The sequence below is a fragment of the Mesorhizobium sp. LSHC412B00 genome, assembly GCF_000503035.1.
Lineage (GTDB): Bacteria > Pseudomonadota > Alphaproteobacteria > Rhizobiales > Rhizobiaceae > Mesorhizobium.
This window is the reverse complement of record NZ_AYWB01000006.1, coordinates 175,065-191,014: the sequence shown is the minus strand read 5'-3', so window position 1 is coordinate 191,014 and position 15,950 is coordinate 175,065. Positions and strand designations below refer to the sequence as shown.

At 63.2% G+C, this 15,950-nt stretch carries 16 protein-coding genes; 12 read left to right on the top strand and 4 right to left on the bottom strand.

Features of this window, described 5'->3' with window-relative positions; all coding sequences use genetic code 11:
- Window positions 1-77: 77 nt before the first annotated feature.
- The 6 genes from X757_RS151040 (at window position 78) to X757_RS151065 (ending at window position 5,821) form a co-directional block, all read left to right on the top strand.
- A complete protein-coding gene (locus tag X757_RS151040; RefSeq protein WP_031251297.1) occupies window positions 78-1,325 on the top strand; it encodes a sugar ABC transporter substrate-binding protein in 1,248 nt (415 codons plus the stop codon).
- A 139-nt stretch (window positions 1,326-1,464) separates the two neighbouring features.
- Entirely contained in the window at window positions 1,465-2,361 is an 897-nt protein-coding gene (locus tag X757_RS151045; protein WP_023726309.1) for a carbohydrate ABC transporter permease, read from the top strand.
- 4 nt (window positions 2,362-2,365) lie between these two features.
- Window positions 2,366-3,208, top strand: coding sequence for a carbohydrate ABC transporter permease (locus X757_RS151050; protein WP_023726308.1), 843 nt, complete (start codon window positions 2,366-2,368; stop codon window positions 3,206-3,208).
- Between the two features lie 39 nt (window positions 3,209-3,247).
- On the top strand, window positions 3,248-4,069 hold the full coding sequence (locus tag X757_RS151055; RefSeq protein ID WP_023726307.1) for a sugar phosphate isomerase/epimerase: 822 nt from the start codon (window positions 3,248-3,250) through the stop codon (window positions 4,067-4,069).
- 4 nt (window positions 4,070-4,073) lie between these two features.
- Entirely contained in the window at window positions 4,074-4,799 is a 726-nt protein-coding gene (locus tag X757_RS151060) for a ribulose-phosphate 3-epimerase (protein WP_023726306.1), read from the top strand.
- A complete protein-coding gene (locus X757_RS151065; RefSeq protein WP_023726305.1) occupies window positions 4,799-5,821 on the top strand; it encodes an ROK family protein in 1,023 nt (340 codons plus the stop codon). Before X757_RS151060 ends, X757_RS151065 begins: the two co-directional genes overlap by 1 nt.
- A gap of 77 nt (window positions 5,822-5,898) precedes the next feature.
- Here X757_RS151065 and X757_RS1000000168935 read toward each other — a convergent pair whose 3' ends face one another.
- The 3 genes from X757_RS1000000168935 to X757_RS151075 form a co-directional block, all read right to left on the bottom strand.
- A complete protein-coding gene (locus X757_RS1000000168935; protein WP_280940380.1) occupies window positions 5,899-6,093 on the bottom strand; it encodes a hypothetical protein in 195 nt (64 codons plus the stop codon).
- A gap of 220 nt (window positions 6,094-6,313) precedes the next feature.
- Window positions 6,314-6,595: a hypothetical protein gene (locus tag X757_RS151070; RefSeq protein WP_023726303.1), complete on the bottom strand. Its 282-nt coding sequence runs from the start codon at window positions 6,593-6,595 to the stop codon at window positions 6,314-6,316.
- An 88-nt stretch (window positions 6,596-6,683) separates the two neighbouring features.
- Complete coding sequence (locus tag X757_RS151075) at window positions 6,684-7,601, bottom strand: LysR substrate-binding domain-containing protein (protein WP_023726302.1); 918 nt, start codon at window positions 7,599-7,601, stop codon at window positions 6,684-6,686.
- Window positions 7,602-7,703: 102 nt separating this feature from the next.
- On the opposite strand from X757_RS151075, the gene X757_RS151080 reads away from it, so the two are divergent.
- The 3 genes from X757_RS151080 to X757_RS151090 all read left to right on the top strand — a co-directional run bounded on the left by X757_RS151080 (window position 7,704) and on the right by X757_RS151090 (window position 9,892).
- Window positions 7,704-8,339, top strand: a complete 636-nt coding sequence (locus X757_RS151080) for a DsbA family protein (protein ID WP_031251296.1) — start codon at window positions 7,704-7,706, stop codon at window positions 8,337-8,339.
- A 51-nt stretch (window positions 8,340-8,390) separates the two neighbouring features.
- Complete coding sequence (locus X757_RS151085) at window positions 8,391-8,999, top strand: NAD(P)-dependent oxidoreductase (RefSeq protein WP_023667893.1); 609 nt, start codon at window positions 8,391-8,393, stop codon at window positions 8,997-8,999.
- Window positions 9,000-9,160: 161 nt separating this feature from the next.
- Window positions 9,161-9,892 carry an SDR family oxidoreductase gene (locus tag X757_RS151090; protein ID WP_023726300.1) on the top strand — a complete coding sequence of 244 codons (732 nt, stop codon included), beginning with the start codon at window positions 9,161-9,163 and terminating at the stop codon, window positions 9,890-9,892.
- Here X757_RS151090 and X757_RS151095 read toward each other — a convergent pair.
- Window positions 9,843-10,772: a LysR family transcriptional regulator gene (locus tag X757_RS151095; RefSeq protein ID WP_031251294.1), complete on the bottom strand. Its 930-nt coding sequence runs from the start codon at window positions 10,770-10,772 to the stop codon at window positions 9,843-9,845. The two genes, X757_RS151090 and X757_RS151095, sit on opposite strands and share 50 nt — an antisense overlap.
- Before the next feature lie 264 nt (window positions 10,773-11,036).
- Between X757_RS151095 and X757_RS151100 the strand changes: the two genes are divergently transcribed.
- From X757_RS151100 to X757_RS151110, 3 genes are all read left to right on the top strand, one after another.
- Window positions 11,037-11,951, top strand: coding sequence for a dihydrodipicolinate synthase family protein (locus tag X757_RS151100; protein WP_031251292.1), 915 nt, complete (start codon window positions 11,037-11,039; stop codon window positions 11,949-11,951).
- 235 nt (window positions 11,952-12,186) lie between these two features.
- On the top strand, window positions 12,187-14,043 hold the full coding sequence (locus X757_RS151105; protein ID WP_023726297.1) for an ABC transporter ATP-binding protein: 1,857 nt from the start codon (window positions 12,187-12,189) through the stop codon (window positions 14,041-14,043).
- Window positions 14,043-15,929 (top strand): ABC transporter ATP-binding protein, encoded by a 1,887-nt coding sequence (locus X757_RS151110; protein WP_023726296.1) that lies wholly within the window; start codon window positions 14,043-14,045, stop codon window positions 15,927-15,929. The genes X757_RS151105 and X757_RS151110 overlap by 1 nt, the downstream gene beginning before the upstream one ends.
- Window positions 15,930-15,950 lie beyond the last annotated feature (21 nt).

The window sequence follows — 15,950 nt, the reverse complement described above, 5'->3', positions numbered from 1 at the left end:
CGGAAGATACAAGAAGGCTTCTGAATGAACAGACGATCGTCCGCATTGTGCGGCCGACCTTGAAGAAGGAGGAGAAAATGATGTTTCGGATACGACCCGCGATGCTGAAAATAGCCGCGGCCGCATGGTTGCTTGGTGCAACCGGCGCCATGGCGGACACGACGCTGGAATTCACCCAATGGTGGGAGCCCGAATTGCCGGCGGGATCGCTCAGGGCAATCATGAACGACTTCGAGGCTGCAAACCCCGGCATCAAGGTGACGCTGGTCAGCGGTCCCTATGCGACTACGCGAGACCAGATCTCGGTCGGCGCCGCAACCGGAACGCTCAGCGACGTCGTCGGTCTCGACGGCGCCTGGGTGAACAATCTGAACGCGCAGGGTGCGCTGGCCGACATGAACCCGATGATGGATGCGAGCGGGTTTGACAAGACCCAGGTCGCGGATATCATCAAGGTGGACGGCAAGGCGGTGATGTTTCCCGTGGCTTCGTTCGTCTATCCGGTCTTCGTCAATCTGGACCTCGCCGCCCAGGCAGGCGTCACCAAGCTGCCGTCGACCCGCGCGGAGTTTCTCGAAGCCGCCAAGAAGATGACCCATGCCGACAAGAACCAGTATGGCTGGGTGCTGCCCCTGTCGCTGCAAACGCCGTCCGGTGTCCAGAACGACCTGATGTCGTGGGTCTGGGCCTCGGGTCAATCGATGATGGTTGAAGGCAAGCCGGCTCTCGAGGGCAAGCCGGTCGTCGATATGCTCACTTTCGTCAAATCGCTGAACGACGCCGGCGTCATCTCGCCCGGCATTGCCACCAAGACCGAGCAGGAAAAGGTCGAGGAATTCGTCAACGATCGGGTCGGAATGATGATCGACTCGCTCGCGCATGTGAATCTCATCCGCAAACGCAATCCCAAGCTGAACTTCGACCCCATCCCGGTCCCGGTCGTGGCGGACTACAACGGCAAGCGCGGCCTTCCCTATGCCTCCTGGGGCATCGGCATCTCCGCCGCCTCGAAACATCAGGATGAAGCCTGGAAGCTCGTCCAATATCTGATGAGTGAAAAGGTGAATGCCAAGCTCGTGTCGCTTGCAAACGCCTTCCCGGGCAACGTCAACGCCAAGCCCGATTTCGTGACCTCGGACAAGGCTTTCGCCAAGGCTTTCGAAATCTTCAAGACCGGCTATCTCGCCAACGAGTTCACGGGGCTGCCGGTGGCCGAAGACCTGATGACCAAGTTCGATGTGGAAGCCCAGAAGATGCTCGCCGGCGAGCAGTCTCCGGAACAAGCCGCAGCCAACGCTCAAAAGGGCTGGGTGGAGAAATTCTGAGCTGCCCATTGCCCGTTTGCTATCTTCCACCGGGTGGCCCGGCCTCGGCCAGGCCCCCCGTCAACAACGGATCGCAATTTGAGATGGACCTGTTTTTGAAGCGCACCTTCCTCCTGAAGGCACATCCCAGGGGTCGCACATGACCGGGCAGAAGCGCTCCCACCATCGACTGAAACGAGCGGTCGCACCCTATCTCTATCTGTCACCATCGCTCCTCATAATCGGCCTTCTGATGCTGCTGCCGATGGTGACGGTGATTGGCTATTCGTTCCAGAACAGCGCGGTGCTGCGTCGCGACCCGTCCTTTGCCGGACTGAAACACTACCAGGCGATCTTTGCCGATCCGGTGTTCTGGGCCTCGCTGTGGCACACGCTCTACTTCACCTGCATGAGTGTCGTCTTCCATATGACCATCGGCATGCTCTTCGCACTCATGCTGAACAGCGACCGCATCAATCCGACGCTGCGCAACATTCTGCGCGTGCTGTACATACTGCCCTGGCTGTTCACCGCGGTAATTATCGCGGTGATCTGGCGCCTTCTGCTTGAGCCGAATGGTGTCGTGAACAGTGTTCTCATGCAGATGGGCATCATCGGTTCCAAGGTCGAGTGGTTTTCCTCGCCCGCGACCGCGCTGCACGCCGTCACCTTCGCCAATATCTGGGCGGGCTACCCGCTTTTCATGGTCAGCCTGCTCGCGGGCTTGCAGGGCATTCCCGAGGATTTCTACGAGGCCGCCGATATCGACGGCGCGAAGGCCTACCAGAAGTTGATCTTCATCACCATTCCGCAGCTGATGCCGATCATCATCAGCATCTCGCTGCTCGACTTCATCTGGACCATGCAGGTCTTTCCATTGATCTGGATAACGACGGGTGGCGGTCCGATCTACTCGACCGAGGTCCTCAGCACCTACACGTACAAGCTGGCGTTTTCGAGCTACAACCTTTCGCAGGCCTCGGCGAGCGCCGTGGTCATCCTGCTGATCTCTCTCGGCCTGACGCTGTTCTACATCCGCTATCAAAAGGCTCGGTAGTCACATGAGGAAAAGGCACACGCCCAAAGACAGGCTGATCACCGCCGCGCTCCATGTCGCGCTTGCCGCAGGGCTCTTTTTCGCGGCCTTCCCGATCTACTGGATGCTGAGCAGCTCGTTCAAGTCGAACACCGAAATCTTTGCCCTGCCACCAACCGTCCTGCCGAAGGCCTTCACGCTGGAAGCGTATGCGGCCATCCTTGGTGATCCGGTAAAGCTGCGCTTCTTCTTCAACAGCTACTTCGTGGCTGGAGCGGTGACCGTGCTGACGGTGCTGATCGCCTTGCTGGCGGCCTATGGGTTCAGCCGTTTCAATTTTCGCGGCAAGGGCAGCCTCAACACGCTCATCATCAGCACGCAGACGATCCCGCCGATCACGCTTTTGATCCCGTTCTTCGGGCTTGTCGTCTCGTATGGCATCTTCGACACCTATGTCGCGCTGATCCTGACCTATCTGGTGTTCACGCTGCCCTATGCGATCCTGCTGATGACGGGATATCTGAACACCTTGCCCCGCGACCTCGATGAAGCGGTGGCTGTCGACGGCGGCACCAGTTGGACCGCACTGTGGCGGGTGATCGTCCCGATTTCACTGCCTGGTATCGTGGCGACGTCGGTCTACACCTTCCTGTTGTGCTGGAACGAATTTCTCTTTGCGCTGACGCTAACGAAGTCGACGTCCATGCGCACCGTCCCGATCGGCATCCAGCTGTTGATGGGACAACATGCCTTCGAATGGAACCAGATGATGGCGATGAGCGTGCTCGGCTCGCTGCCACTGCTGGTCATCTACCTGGTTGCCCAGAGGTTCTTCCTCGCCGGCATGACCGCGGGCTCGGTCAAGTAGGGTATCCCTCGAACGGAGGTGGAATCAAGGAATGAAAGGATGACCGTGAAAGACCTGAAAGTCGGCTGCCAGACCTTTACCTGGGAAATGCTCGGGGACCGCTTCGCCGGCGGCCCGGACGATCTGCTCAAGGCGATCGCCGATGGCGGCTATGCCGGCATCGAGATCACCGACACGATGATCGGCCGCTATGCCGAAAAGCCGGCGGAGTTCGCGGCCGCGCTGAAATCATCCGGACTGACGCTCGTCTCCTTCGCCTTCGGCTCGAAGAGCGGTTTCACGCTCAGGGATGAGATCGGCGCCGACCTCGAGACCGCCAAACGCTGGATCGACTTCGCCGCCGCCTTTCCCGGCGCGCTGGTGTCGATGGGCTCGGCCACGATCGTTTCCGACGGGCCGCGCGACGGCAAGTTTGCCATCGCCGCCGAGGTCTACAACAAAGCCGGCGAGCTCGGGCGCGAGGCCGGCGTCCAGGTCGCGGTGCATCCAAGCTCGCATCACAATACGCTGCTGTTCGACCGCGCCGACTACGACCGCATCTTCGGGCTGCTCGACGCCTCGCTGGTGGGCTGGGTGCCCGACACCGGCCACATCTCGCGCGGTGGCCAGGACATGGCGGATACGCTCACCACTTATCGCGACCGCATCCGCTATTTGCATCTGAAGGATGTCGACGCGTATGGAACCTGGGCGATGCTCGGCAAGGGCGTCTGTGACACGGCGAAGGTGATCGAGATCGCTGGTGCTGCACCCAATTTCAACGGCTGGCTGGTGCTGGAGGAAGAATCCGAAACGGCTGCCGCCGACCCTGCCGGCGCCGTCAAAACCAACCGCCAGACAATGCGCGGCTACGGAGCCTGAGACGATGACGACGAACAAGCCCCTGTCCGGCCCCGCCGCAATTGCCGCTCTGCCGCGCAACCGGCTTATCGGCGAGTTTTCGCTGTGGTCGGCCGACCTCGCCAATATGGAGCGCGATTTGAAGCGCATCGAGACCCATGTCGATGTTCATCATATCGACGTCGCCGACGCCCGATTCACCCCTGGCTTCCTGTTCTTCCCGGACCTGGTGGCGCGCATCGCCAAGCTCACCGCAAAGCCTATCCATGTCCATTTGATGGTCGAAGCCGAGATCGTCGAGGAACAGACGCGCCAGTTCATCGAGGCCGGCGCCGACCTGATCAGTGTGCACGCCGAAAACGGCGAGACCGGTCTGCGCGCCGTGAAAGTGGCGCGTGAACTCGGGGCCGAGGCCGGCGTGGTGCTGCGGCTGGAAACACCGGTCGCGGCCGTCACGCCCTTCCTGCCGGAAGTGGCGTTTATGACGCTGCTCGGCACTTCCATCGGCGTCAAGGGCCAGAGCCTGTCGGAGCAGGCGTGTCCGCGCCTGATCGAGGCCCGCGCGCTGATGCGCAAAGCCGGCCGCGAGGCCGACATCGTGCTCGCCGCCGATGGCGGCATCCGCCACGAGACCGTGCCCTTACTGCGCGCCGCAGGTGCGGAGACCGTGGTGCTGGGCTCGCTGGCCTTCGGCGATCCCGACCTTGCCCGGCGCATGGCCTGGCTGCACGGGCTGGAGGTCGCCGCCTGATGACCAAGCTTGCGCTGGCCTTCGATCTCGGCGGCACGGCGCTGCGCGGTGCGCTGGTCGAAAGCGATGGCCGTATCGTCGCTCATGCTTCAGCGTCGACGCTTGCCGGTGCGGGATCGGAGGCGGTGATCAGCCAGATCGTCGCTTTGGCAGGCACGCTGCTTAGGGAACACCCGCAGGCAAAGGTCGCCGGCATCGGCGTCGGTGCGCCGGGGCCACTCGACCCCAAGGCGGGGATCGTCATTGCGCCGCCAACGCTGGCCGGCTGGCATGATGTGCCGCTGATCGACATTCTGGGGCGGCATTTCGGCCTGCCGGTGCGGCTGGAAAACGACGCCAATGCGGCGGCGCTCGGCGAATGGCGTTTTGGCGCCGGACGCGGCAGCGGATCGCTGGTGTTCGTGACCGTATCGACCGGCATTGGCGGCGGCGTCGTCGCCGATGGCCACATCTATCACGGCAGGCGCGGACTGGCGGCCGAGATCGGCCACATGACCATCACCGGTGAAGGCGACCGCTGCTTTTGCGGCGCCATCGGCTGCTTCGAGGCCGTTGCCTCCGGAACCGCGCTCGGCCGCCGCGCCACGCGACTGACCGCGCCGGGCGACGGCTCGCTCTTACGACGGCTGTCAAATGATGGCGACGTCTCGGCCAGGCATGTCGTAGAGGCTGCCAAGGCCGGCGACGCCAACGCTCTCGACCTGATCGAGGCGGAAGCACAATGGCTGGGCATCGGCTTCACCAACCTGCTTCATCTCTATTCGCCCGATCTGATTGTCATGGGAGGCGGCCTTTCCAACGGGTTCGACCTTCTGGCACCGTCGATCAGAGCGGTCATCCAGCAGCGGGCGATGCCGGCCTATCGCGACGTGCCGATCGTGCAGGCTGAACTCGGCGACCGCGCCGGGCTGATCGGCGCCGCCAGCCTGATCCTGTGGGAAGGCGGTGCGCCGCTGGCGATGGCGCAGGACGACAAGGACAGAGGCGCGACCCCCGATGCCACGGAGGCACGCCATGGCTGAACTCGAGCTGCGCGGCGCGCGCGAAGATGGTGAATGGTCCAGTTTGAATGCAGCGCCAAGGTCCCCGAAGAGGACCCCTACCCTTCGCGATTCCAGCTGGCGTATTTTCGGATCGTTTGCCGCTTGTCTTCCGACAAGCCAACAAGGAGATTCTCCTCGAGATAGCCTTGCCGGATGAGATTGGCGAAGACCTGTATTAGCTGTGAATAGCGATAGTCGAACATCTGGTCCATCTTCCGTCGCTGCTGCAGCAGAAGTCTTCGACATCCCACATTTCGGAAGGCGTTGCCGCAACGTGGGCCCTGCTCTTGAGTTCAGCCAGCGTCTTATCGAGCGCCACCTTCAGCGCTGCGTCATAGGCAGTGCGGGGCGACTTTCTTTTCGGACGGAGACCATTTCTCATCAGCGGTCATCGACTGTCTCTCTCAAGTTCGCGGCGGCCGTCATCCGGTAAAACCTGCGACGCAGGACAACCCCGCCGTTGGGACCAATCTACTTTCCGCAATGGTGATCGTTGACCTTGTTCAGCGCATTCGCGTCCGGCCCGACCCGGTCGTAAGAGCACGGGCCGGCCGCCGTGGTGATCAGCATCTTGTCATAGTAGCGCGGGCCGCCGAACAGGGCATAGACGAGGTCGCGATGGGCGGGAACGTAGCGTTGCTCCGGTTCCGGCTGGCGATGGCGGTGCTTCTTCTCCTTGGCGAGCGCTGCGGTAGACAGGCTGCAGCCAAGCGCGAGAACAAGGGCGGAGATCGCGAGGATCTTGATGGTCATCGGCAATACCCTTCTGACGGTTCGGAATCGCAGCATATTCAAAAGCGTGGGCCGAACAAAGGTTCCCTGATTACCATAGCCAGCGAAATCAGCCTGTAACGGCACTGCGCGCGCGCCGCCGTTCGGCTGCAACCAAGAGGTCGACGAAAGCGCGCACCTTGGCCGGCCTGAAGCGCGCCGGCGGGAAGACGGCATGGATGCCACCGGACGGCAAGGTCCAGTCCGCGAACACCCGCACCAGCCGGCCGCGCGCAATGTCGTCGGCGACACTGTAATCCGGAAAGATGCCGAGGCCGATGCCGGCCAGCACGCAGGACAGCACGCCTGGTGTCTTGTCGCAGCTGACGACGGGGTTGAGTTCGGCCAGCACCGTTTCCGTGCCCCTCGAGAACAGCCATTGGCCGACCCCGCGCAACTGGGCGTTGCCGACCCAGGGCAGCGACTTCGCCTGCCTGGGGCTGGCTTCCCCAGGCAGCCTGGCGGCCAGTTCCGGGCTGGCGACGACGAATTGCTGCAGGCTGCCCAGCCGCCGCGCCAGATTGCTGGAATCGGCAAGCCAGCCGACGCGGATGCCAAGATCGATCTGCTCGTCGACCAGGTTGCTGACCGCATCGTCGAAGATCGTCTCGACCCGCATTTTCGGGTATTTTCTGATGTAGGCGGCGATGGTCGGCGCCACCACCTTCTCGCCATAATCGAGCGGCGCCGTCAGCCGCAGCGTCCCCGTCGGCTGCGCCGCTCGCTGCGAAATGTCGCCATAGGCTGCCTCCGCCTCGCGCAGGATGATCGCGGTCCGGTCATAGAACAGACGACCCTCTTCGGTCGCCGTCACGCGCCGGGTCGTGCGCCGCAACAGCGTAGCGCCAAGCTCTTCTTCGAGCTTGCCGACCTGATGGCTGACCACAGCCTTGGCAACATCGAGACGGTCGGCAGCGGCCGTGAACGAGCCGGTCTCCACCACGGTGGCGAAGTAGACGAGCCGGTTGAGATTGAGGAGTTCGGTCACAGGCCGCTCATTGTCCGATTTTATCAGACAGTTTGTATGATTGATCGCTATTTTTCGCAAGCCGTCCAGCTGTCATCTATCGGGCAACAGAATGAGGCCGCCATGACCAATGTAACCCTAACCTATCTTTTCGACCCGCTCTGCGGTTGGTGCTATGGCGCCACGCCGATGCTGGATCGACTGGCCGCCGGGACCGCGCTCGAACTGCTGCCGGTGGGGCTTTTCTCCGGTGCCGGCGCGCGGCCGCTGGATGCAGGCTTCGCCGCCCATGCCTGGGACAATGACCAGCGCATCGCACGGCTGAGCGGACAGCGCTTCAGCCAGGCCTATCTCGACAATGTGCTCAATGTCAGCGGCACCTTGCTCGATTCTTCCGCTGCCACCATGGGCATCAACGCCGCCGGACTGGACGACTGGCGCAAGGAACTTGCGGCACTGAAGGCGATCCAGCATGCGCGCTATGTCGACGGCCGCGATATTGTGACAGTTGACGGCGTCGCCGCGGTACTGACCGACGCCGGCATGAGCGACGCGGCAAAGCTCTTGAAAGCGCCGACGCAGCCGTTTCTGGCGAAGCATCACGACCTGGTCAGCCGCGGGCGGATGTTGTTCCAACGGCTGCATGCCAATGGCGTTCCCGCGCTGGCGGTGATCGGCCAAACGGCGCCGCGCCTGATCGGCGCCAACGCGCTGTTCGGCAGCTACGACAATCTCGTCGCTCACATCGAGGCGGCGTAGTCCCAGAAATTCTCCCCAGACGAAATTCTCCCCAGCGAAAGGAAAATCCCCATGAAAATCGCACTTATCGGCGCGTCCGGCCAGGTCGGCTCGCGCCTGCTTAAGGAACTCTCCGATCGCGGGCACAGCATCACCGCCATTGCCCGGCATCCAGACAAGATCGCGGCACTTCCGGGCGTGACTGCCAAGAAGGGCGACGTCTTCGACAAGGATGGCCTTGCCGCCCTGATCAAGGGTCATGACGCGGTGATCTCCTCGGTGCATTTCCTCGACAGCGATCCCGATACGCTCATCGCAGCCGTGCGTGCTTCCGGCGTCAAACGCTACCTCGTCGTTGGCGGCGCCGGCAGCCTTGAGGTTGCGCCCGGCAAGCGCCTGGTCGACACGCCGACCTTCCCTGATATCTACAAGGCCGAGGCGCAGAAGGGCGCCGACTTCCTCGACACGCTGCGGACGGTCGACGATCTCGACTGGACCTTGCTGTCGCCTTCGGCGCTGTTCGTCGCCGGCGAGCGGACCGGCAAATACCGCATCGGCAAGGACACGCTGCTGACGTCCGACAAGGGCAGCAGCATTTCCTTCGAGGACTACGCCATCGTCATGGCCGACGAGATCGAAAAGCCGGCGCATATCAAGCAGCGCTTTACGGTCGGCTACTGAGCGCACTTCATTGACAGGGGCACTCGACGGAGCGGCCCGCGTCGGTTCCTATCGACGATAGTGCCATCGGAGCCTCCGATGGCACTATCGCTTTCTTCCGTTTCCACTCCTGCCGCCGGTCTGCGACTCTCGCCGGAGCGGTTCAGGACAGGAACGGAAACATGGCAGACATCGCAAAATCGAAAATCGCTATCATTGGCGGCAGCTCCGGAATGGGGCTGGCGTTGGCAAGGCGGTGCCTGGACTCAGGCGCCGAAGTCATCATCGTCAGCCGCAGTGAAGCCAGGCTCAAGCGTGCCGGCGAGGCGCTGCAGAACCCTTCCGCTTTGAGCGCCGTCGCGGCCGATATCGCCAGGGAGGATCAAGTCGCTGACCTGTTCAAGCGAATTGGCCGGCTCGACCATATTGTCAGCACCGCCGCCGACATCGAAGGCGCCTATGAGCTATTGCCTTCAGTCGACCTGAAGGCGGCGCAGCGGGTCGTCGAAAGCAAATTCTACGGGCCGCTGCTGCTCGCCAAGCATGGCGCGCCGCAGCTTTCGGCCAACGGCTCCATCACCTTCACCTCAGGCATTGCCGCCTACCGGCCGGAGGCGCGCGGCTCGGTCGTTGCCGCTGTCAACGCTGCGCTGGAAGGGTTGGTGCGGGCGCTGGCGGTCGAGCTGGCGCCGGTCCGTGTCAACGCCGTCTCGCCGGGCTGGGTCGACACGCCGATCTGGAGTTTTGTGGCCGGCGACAAGAAGGACGAGACGCTCGATGCAATGGCCAGGCGCCTGCCGGTCGGCCGCGTCGGACAGCCGGACGACATTGCCGATGCCATCGCCTTTCTGATGGGCAACGGTTTTACGACAGGGACGGTTCTGCATGTCGAGGGCGGTCACCGGCTGATCTGAGCGCAGCGAAATTCCTGGCCGCGGCCGCCAGCAGTTTCAGCGCCGGCGGCTGAACCCGCCGGCGGCGCCAGATCATGACCAGCGACGCCGTGCGGGCCGGACCCGGCCACGACAATTCGACGATCTCGCCGCGATCGAGCGCGTCGGCAACGGCCAGCCGCGGCACCAGGCCCATGCCGACACCAGTCGCCACCAGGCCCGCAATGGCGCCGATGCTGCCGACTTCGGCGGCAAGTTCTGGCGCTGCCATCTCGGCAAAGGCAGTGTCGAACAGATGCCGGTAGACGCATCCGGTTTCCGTCACCACGAAACGCATCGCGGCGAGCGCGGCCAGGTCGCTCTGCCCCGATGCGGGCGCATGTTCGGGTGAGGCGACAAGGACCAGCGGCTCGGCCGATATCGTGCGCCGGGCCAGGCGTTCATCCAGACCGCCCTTGTCGAAACAGAAGGCGACGTCGATCTCGCCTTCTTCGAGCTGCCGCAGCAGGGCATCGCTGCCGGCGATTTTGAGCCGCAGACCGATCTCCGGGTGGTCGCCTCGAAAGGCCGCCAGCCATTGCGGAAGTTTGACAGTGGCAATCGTCTCCAGCGCGCCGACCGTAACCGTTCCGGCGGTCATTCCCGTCGTTGCCTCGACGGCAATACGCGCCTCCTCCGCCAGTTGCAGAATCTCTTCCGCATAGGGTTTCAGCGCGTCGCCGGCCGTCGTCAGGTCGAGGCCGTGGCGCGAGCGGATGAAGAGGACGACGCCAAGTTCGCTTTCCAGCGACTGGATCTGGTCGCTGACGCTCGACTGCGCCAGATGAACCTCCCGCGCTGCGCGGGTGATATTACGGTGCCGCGCCACGGCGAGGAAGGTCTTGAGCAATCGTGGGTGCATGCCGTTTCCGGATCTGTCTCTGTTCGACATTTCGGGCTTGGCTGGTCCATTTGCAACCCTGGTCCATTTGCAACCCCGGTCCATTTGCAACCCATTGACGCCGGCGTCATCTGGTTGCGGCAGACCGAAGGGCCAGAATTTCGCGGCAATGACCCGCAAGTTTTCCCACGGCCGGCGCGGTGGCCCAAGAGATCGCCTCTGGCAGATCGCATCGTACGTATGCTCTATGCCAAGCTGATTTCCAGCACCGATGGAAGGACCGACATGCCCCGCCCGCAAGGTACCATCGCCCCGATCCTGACACCGTTCGAAAACGATGGCCGTATCGCTCGCGACCTGTGGATCTCACACGCCAAATGGGTGCTGGGCCAGGGCGCGGATTTCCTGTCGCCGTTCGGCACCACGGGCGAGGCACTGTCGCTCTCGCTCGACGAGCGCATGCAGGCGCTGGAATGGCTGGTTGCATCAGGCATTTCGCCGGGGCGCATGATGCCCGGCACCGGCGTCACCGCATTGCCCGAAACCGTCGAACTGTCGAAGCACGCGGTCGGCCTCGGCTGCGCCGCCGTGATGGTGCTGCCATCGTTCTTCTACACGGCCGCCGGGGACGATGGCCAGGCGCGCTACTACAGCGAGCTGATCGAAAGGGTGGCCAACCCGGCGCTGAAGATGATCCTCTACCACATCCCGCAGAACTCCGGCGTGCCGGTAAGCCCTGCCCTGACCGCCCGGTTGAGCGCGGCGTTTCCAGAGACGGTCGTCGCCTACAAGGATAGCGCCGGCGACTGGAACAACACGGCGGCGGTGATTGCCGCCGCACCCGACGTCGCGGTGTTCCCCAGCTCGGAGGCGCAACTGACCAAGGGGCTCGCCAGTGGTGCTGCGGGCTGTATCTCCGCGACCGTCAATCTCAACGCTGCGGCCATCCGCGCCCTCTACGACGCGACGATCGCTGGCCAAGACGTCACGGAAGCGGACGCCGCGATCAGGGCGTTCCGCAAGGTGATCCAGGATGCAGGCCTGATCCCGGCAATGAAGGCCGTGCTGGCGGTGCGCTCCGGCGACAAACGCTGGCTCAACCTGCGCGCGCCGCATGAGAATGCGACGCTGGAAAGCGGCAAGGCGCTGCTCACTGCGCTCGGTCCCGCGGCGGACCATATTGGTCGAGGTCGGGCATGATGGTGGCTGGTGCATGCTCGCATCTTTTCAATCGGCCTAAAGTGACGACCAGCCGCTTCTAACGCCGACTCGGGCTTAGGCAGCCGCGGACGATCAGCCCCTTCCAGGCACAGTGCGATACCGCCATTGGCCCTTGAACGGTCAAAATGGAGGCGTACCATCGCGGCATCTGAAACTGAGTCTTCTTCATTCGTCTGGGCTAATGTCCGGACCGGATTGGATATTTTCCTTGGCAATGGACGCAACCAGCGGCGCGGCGAAGCGCGGCAAATCGTTTGCCCATGTGGCGGAGGCGTCCTGGGGCAAGGGCCTCAGCACGCTGCTGCGCATCGTGCGCATGACGCTGCGCCATCCTTGGCAAGTTGCGATCACCATCGCCTCGACTTTCATCGCCGCGACGCTGCAGCTGTTCATCCCGCGCCTGCTCGGCCACGCCATCGACCAGGCGCAAGGCGTGATGGCTGGAGGCGGCGGCGCGGCGGCTGAGCAGGCGCTGTGGACGACGGCGATCACCTTGCTCGTCGTCAGCATTCTGCGCGGCCTCTTCACCATGGCGCAGAATTATTATGGCGAGGCCGTTGGCCACCGCACCGGCTATGAGCTGCGCCTGGCCTTCTACGAGAAGATCCAGCGGCTGAGCTTCTCCTTCCATGACCGGGTGCATACCGGCGACCTGATTACGCTTGGCCTGCTCGACCTCGACGGCGTGCGCATGTTCTTTTCCACCGGCATATTGCGCGTGGTGCTGCTCGGCGTGCTGATCGGCGTCGGCTCCTATCTCCTGATCAGCACCGATCTCGAGCTCGGGCTGCTCAGTCTGAGTTTCGTGCCGTTCGTCGCCTGGCGCTCCTCGGTCACACAGCTCAGGCTGCGCAGCACCTGGCTGACGCTGCAGGAGCGGCTGTCAGTGCTGAGCCGGGTGATGGACGAGAACCTCGGCGGAATCCGCGTCGTGCGCGCCTTTGCGGCGCAGCGGCATGAGCTGGAAAAATTCGACCGCGCCAAGAAGTCGGCGCTGGAGCTTGCCGACCAGCGCGTCGACATCCGCGTCTCTAACACCAGCGCCATGAATTTTTCCTTCCTGGCGGCCATGGGCCTGGTGCTGTGGTTCGGTGGCCAGAAGGTGATCGCGGGCCAGATCAGCGTAGGCACGCTGGCGCAGTTCCTCACCTTCATGACCATCCTGCAGATGCCGGTGCGCCAGCTCGGGCTGATGGTCAACTCGTTCGCCCGCGCCTCGACCTGCGGCACAAGGCTGTTCGAACTGCTTGACGCCGAACTTGACATCGAGGATGCGCCTGATGCCAAGGATCTCGTGGTCACCGAAGGCTTGCTGCGCTTCGACAATGTCGGCTTCCGCTACGCGGGCGCCGGCGGCCGGCCGGCGCTGTCGGGCATTTCCTTCGAGGCCAGGTCCGGCGAGACCGTCGGCATTGTCGGCCCGCCTGGCAGCGGCAAGTCGACCATCGCGCATCTGATCCCGCGCTTCTACGATGTGACGTCAGGCGCGATCACCATCGACGGGCAGGATATACGCGAGGTCACGCTGCAATCGTTGCGCAAGGCGGTCGGCGTCGTGCAGCAGGACGCCTTCCTGTTCACCACCTCGATCGAAAACAACATCGCCTATGGAAATCCCTGGGCGCGCGAGACCCGCATCGGGCAGGCGGCTGAATACGCCCAGTTGCACAATTACATCATCGGGCTTCCGGCCGGCTACACCACGGTCGTGGGCGAGCGCGGCTCATCGCTTTCCGGCGGCCAGCGGCAGCGCCTGACCATCGCCCGCACCCTGATGCTGCGGCCTTCGGTGCTGGTCTTCGACGATTCCACCGCGGCTGTCGACGCCGGCACCGAGCAGCGAATCCGCACCGCGATGAAGCGCTTCGCCAAGGACCGCGTGACGCTGATCATCTCGCACCGGCTGAGCTCGCTGATGCATGCCGACCAGATCCTGTTCGTCGAGAATGGCCGCATCTCCGAGCGCGGCACGCACCAGGAATTGTTGGCGCTGGGTGGACGCTACCGCGCGCTTTACGACCTGCAGCTGCGGCCGGACGACGATTTGCCGGTGGCGGTGGGAGCCGCATGATGTCGACACAGAACGACGACCAGAAGGAAGACACCAGCCGGCGGCCCACAAGGGCCGTCGTCGGTTCGCACCGCGACGAGGAAGAGGTCTTCGGCAAGGTCTACGATCCGCGCATCGTGCGCCGCATCTGGAGCTTCGTGAGACCGTATCAGGGCCGGATCTTCATCTCGGTCGCCGCCGTTTTGGTGTTCACTCTGACGCAATTGGCGATCCCGCTGGTCATCCGTTACGCCATCGACCACGGCATGGCGGCGGGCAAGGCCGACAGCTCCGTCATGAACTGGGCGATCGGTGCCTTCGCCCTGATCATCCTGATCAACTATGCCGCCAGCTATATCCAGGAAAGCGTCGTCGGCAAGGTGGCCGAGAATGTGCTGTCGGATTTGCGCCGCGCCATGTTCAGCCATCTGCAGCGCGTCTCGCTGAGCTTCATGGACAAGACCGAGGTGGGCCGGCTGATGTCGCGCCTGCAGGGCGACGTCAATTCGATGCAGGAATTCCTCGAGACATCGGTCATGTCGGTGGGCGACATCGTGCTTCTTTTCGGCATTGTCAGCGTGCTTTTGTGGCTCGATTTTCGTCTCGGCCTGTTGACGCTGTCGACCATGCCGGCGCTGTTCATCGTGCGCCTGTTCTGGCTGCCGCGCGCCAAGGTCGCCTTCATGGCCGCGCACGAAACCAATTCGATTGCCAATGGGGCGCTGGCGGAAGGCATCCATGGCGTGCGCACTGTGCAGAGTCTCGAACGCCAGCACGTCAATTTCGACCTCTATGACGAGAAGGTGCTGGCCAATCTCAGGGCTCACCTGACCTCGGCCAAATATGCGCAGGTGATGGTGCCGATCGTCGACACGCTGACCGGCATTGCGATGGCGACGGTCATCGTCGTCGGCGGTTCGATGGTGCTGTCGCACAGCCTCGACATCGGCGTCATGGTGGCGTTCCTGTTCTACATCCAGCGCTTCTTCGACCCGATCCGCTCGCTCACCATGCAGTACAGTGTCATGCAGCGCGCCATGGCGTCGGGCCAACGCATCTCCGAAGTGCTGGACGTGCCGGTCGACGTTAGCGACAAACAAGGCGCGGTGGCGCTGACGCGCGACATGGACGGTTCGGTCGAGTTCAGGAACGTCACCTTCGGCTACCGGCAGAACCAGCCGGTGCTGAAAAACATCTCCTTCCGCGTCAATCCGGGCGAGACGGTTGCGCTTGTCGGCCCGACCGGTTCGGGCAAGTCGAGCTGCATGGCGCTGGTGCACCGCTTCTATGATGTCTGGTCGGGCGAGGTGCGGGTCGGCGGCCACGACGTGCGCGACGTGACGCAGGATTCGCTCGGCGACCAGGTGGCGATGGTGTTGCAGGAGCCATTCCTGTTTTCCGGCACGGTGCTGGAGAACATCCGCTACCACAAGACATCGGCTACCCGCGAGGAGGTGGTGCGCGCGGCGCAGGCCGTCGGCGCGCACGACTTCATCGAGCATCTGCCCGATGGCTACGACACCGAGCTCGAACAGCGCGGCGGCAATCTCTCGCTCGGCCAGCGTCAGCTGATCAGTTTTGCACGCGCACTGGTCGCCGATGCGAAAATCCTGGTGCTCGACGAGGCCACGGCGAGCATCGATTCCTACACCGAGATGCTGATCCAGAAAGCGCTGGTCACGCTGCTGGAAGGCCGCACCGGGCTGGTCATCGCGCACCGGCTGGCGACCATACGCGGCGCCGATCGCATCATCGTTCTACAGAACGGCGAGATCGTCGAAAGCGGCAACCACGAGCAGCTGATGGCGGCCAAGGGCCTCTATGCCAGGCTCTACAACATGAACTACGCATCGTTCGACGATATTGCCGAGGAAGACATAGGCGCGCCGGCCGGCAAGGCGACGTGAGCTGCTGCCGGTTCGGCTCGA

Bases quoted from the DNA above. Each gene is read 5' to 3' on its own strand.
- X757_RS151095 (WP_031251294.1), bottom strand. From the start codon at position 10,772: ATGCACCCACGATTGCTCAAGACCTTCCTCGCCGTGGCGCGGCACCGT.
- X757_RS151040 (WP_031251297.1), top strand. From the start codon at position 78: ATGATGTTTCGGATACGACCCGCGATGCTGAAAATAGCCGCGGCCGCA.
- X757_RS151110 (WP_023726296.1), top strand. From the start codon at position 14,043: ATGTCGACACAGAACGACGACCAGAAGGAAGACACCAGCCGGCGGCCC.
- X757_RS151045 (WP_023726309.1), top strand. From the start codon at position 1,465: ATGACCGGGCAGAAGCGCTCCCACCATCGACTGAAACGAGCGGTCGCA.
- X757_RS151100 (WP_031251292.1), top strand. From the start codon at position 11,037: ATGCCCCGCCCGCAAGGTACCATCGCCCCGATCCTGACACCGTTCGAA.
- X757_RS151085 (WP_023667893.1), top strand. From the start codon at position 8,391: ATGAAAATCGCACTTATCGGCGCGTCCGGCCAGGTCGGCTCGCGCCTG.
- X757_RS151055 (WP_023726307.1), top strand. From the start codon at position 3,248: ATGACCGTGAAAGACCTGAAAGTCGGCTGCCAGACCTTTACCTGGGAA.
- X757_RS151090 (WP_023726300.1), top strand. From the start codon at position 9,161: ATGGCAGACATCGCAAAATCGAAAATCGCTATCATTGGCGGCAGCTCC.
- X757_RS151105 (WP_023726297.1), top strand. From the start codon at position 12,187: ATGGACGCAACCAGCGGCGCGGCGAAGCGCGGCAAATCGTTTGCCCAT.
- X757_RS151060 (WP_023726306.1), top strand. From the start codon at position 4,074: ATGACGACGAACAAGCCCCTGTCCGGCCCCGCCGCAATTGCCGCTCTG.
- X757_RS151065 (WP_023726305.1), top strand. From the start codon at position 4,799: ATGACCAAGCTTGCGCTGGCCTTCGATCTCGGCGGCACGGCGCTGCGC.
- X757_RS151050 (WP_023726308.1), top strand. From the start codon at position 2,366: ATGAGGAAAAGGCACACGCCCAAAGACAGGCTGATCACCGCCGCGCTC.
- X757_RS151070 (WP_023726303.1), bottom strand. From the start codon at position 6,595: ATGACCATCAAGATCCTCGCGATCTCCGCCCTTGTTCTCGCGCTTGGC.
- X757_RS151080 (WP_031251296.1), top strand. From the start codon at position 7,704: ATGACCAATGTAACCCTAACCTATCTTTTCGACCCGCTCTGCGGTTGG.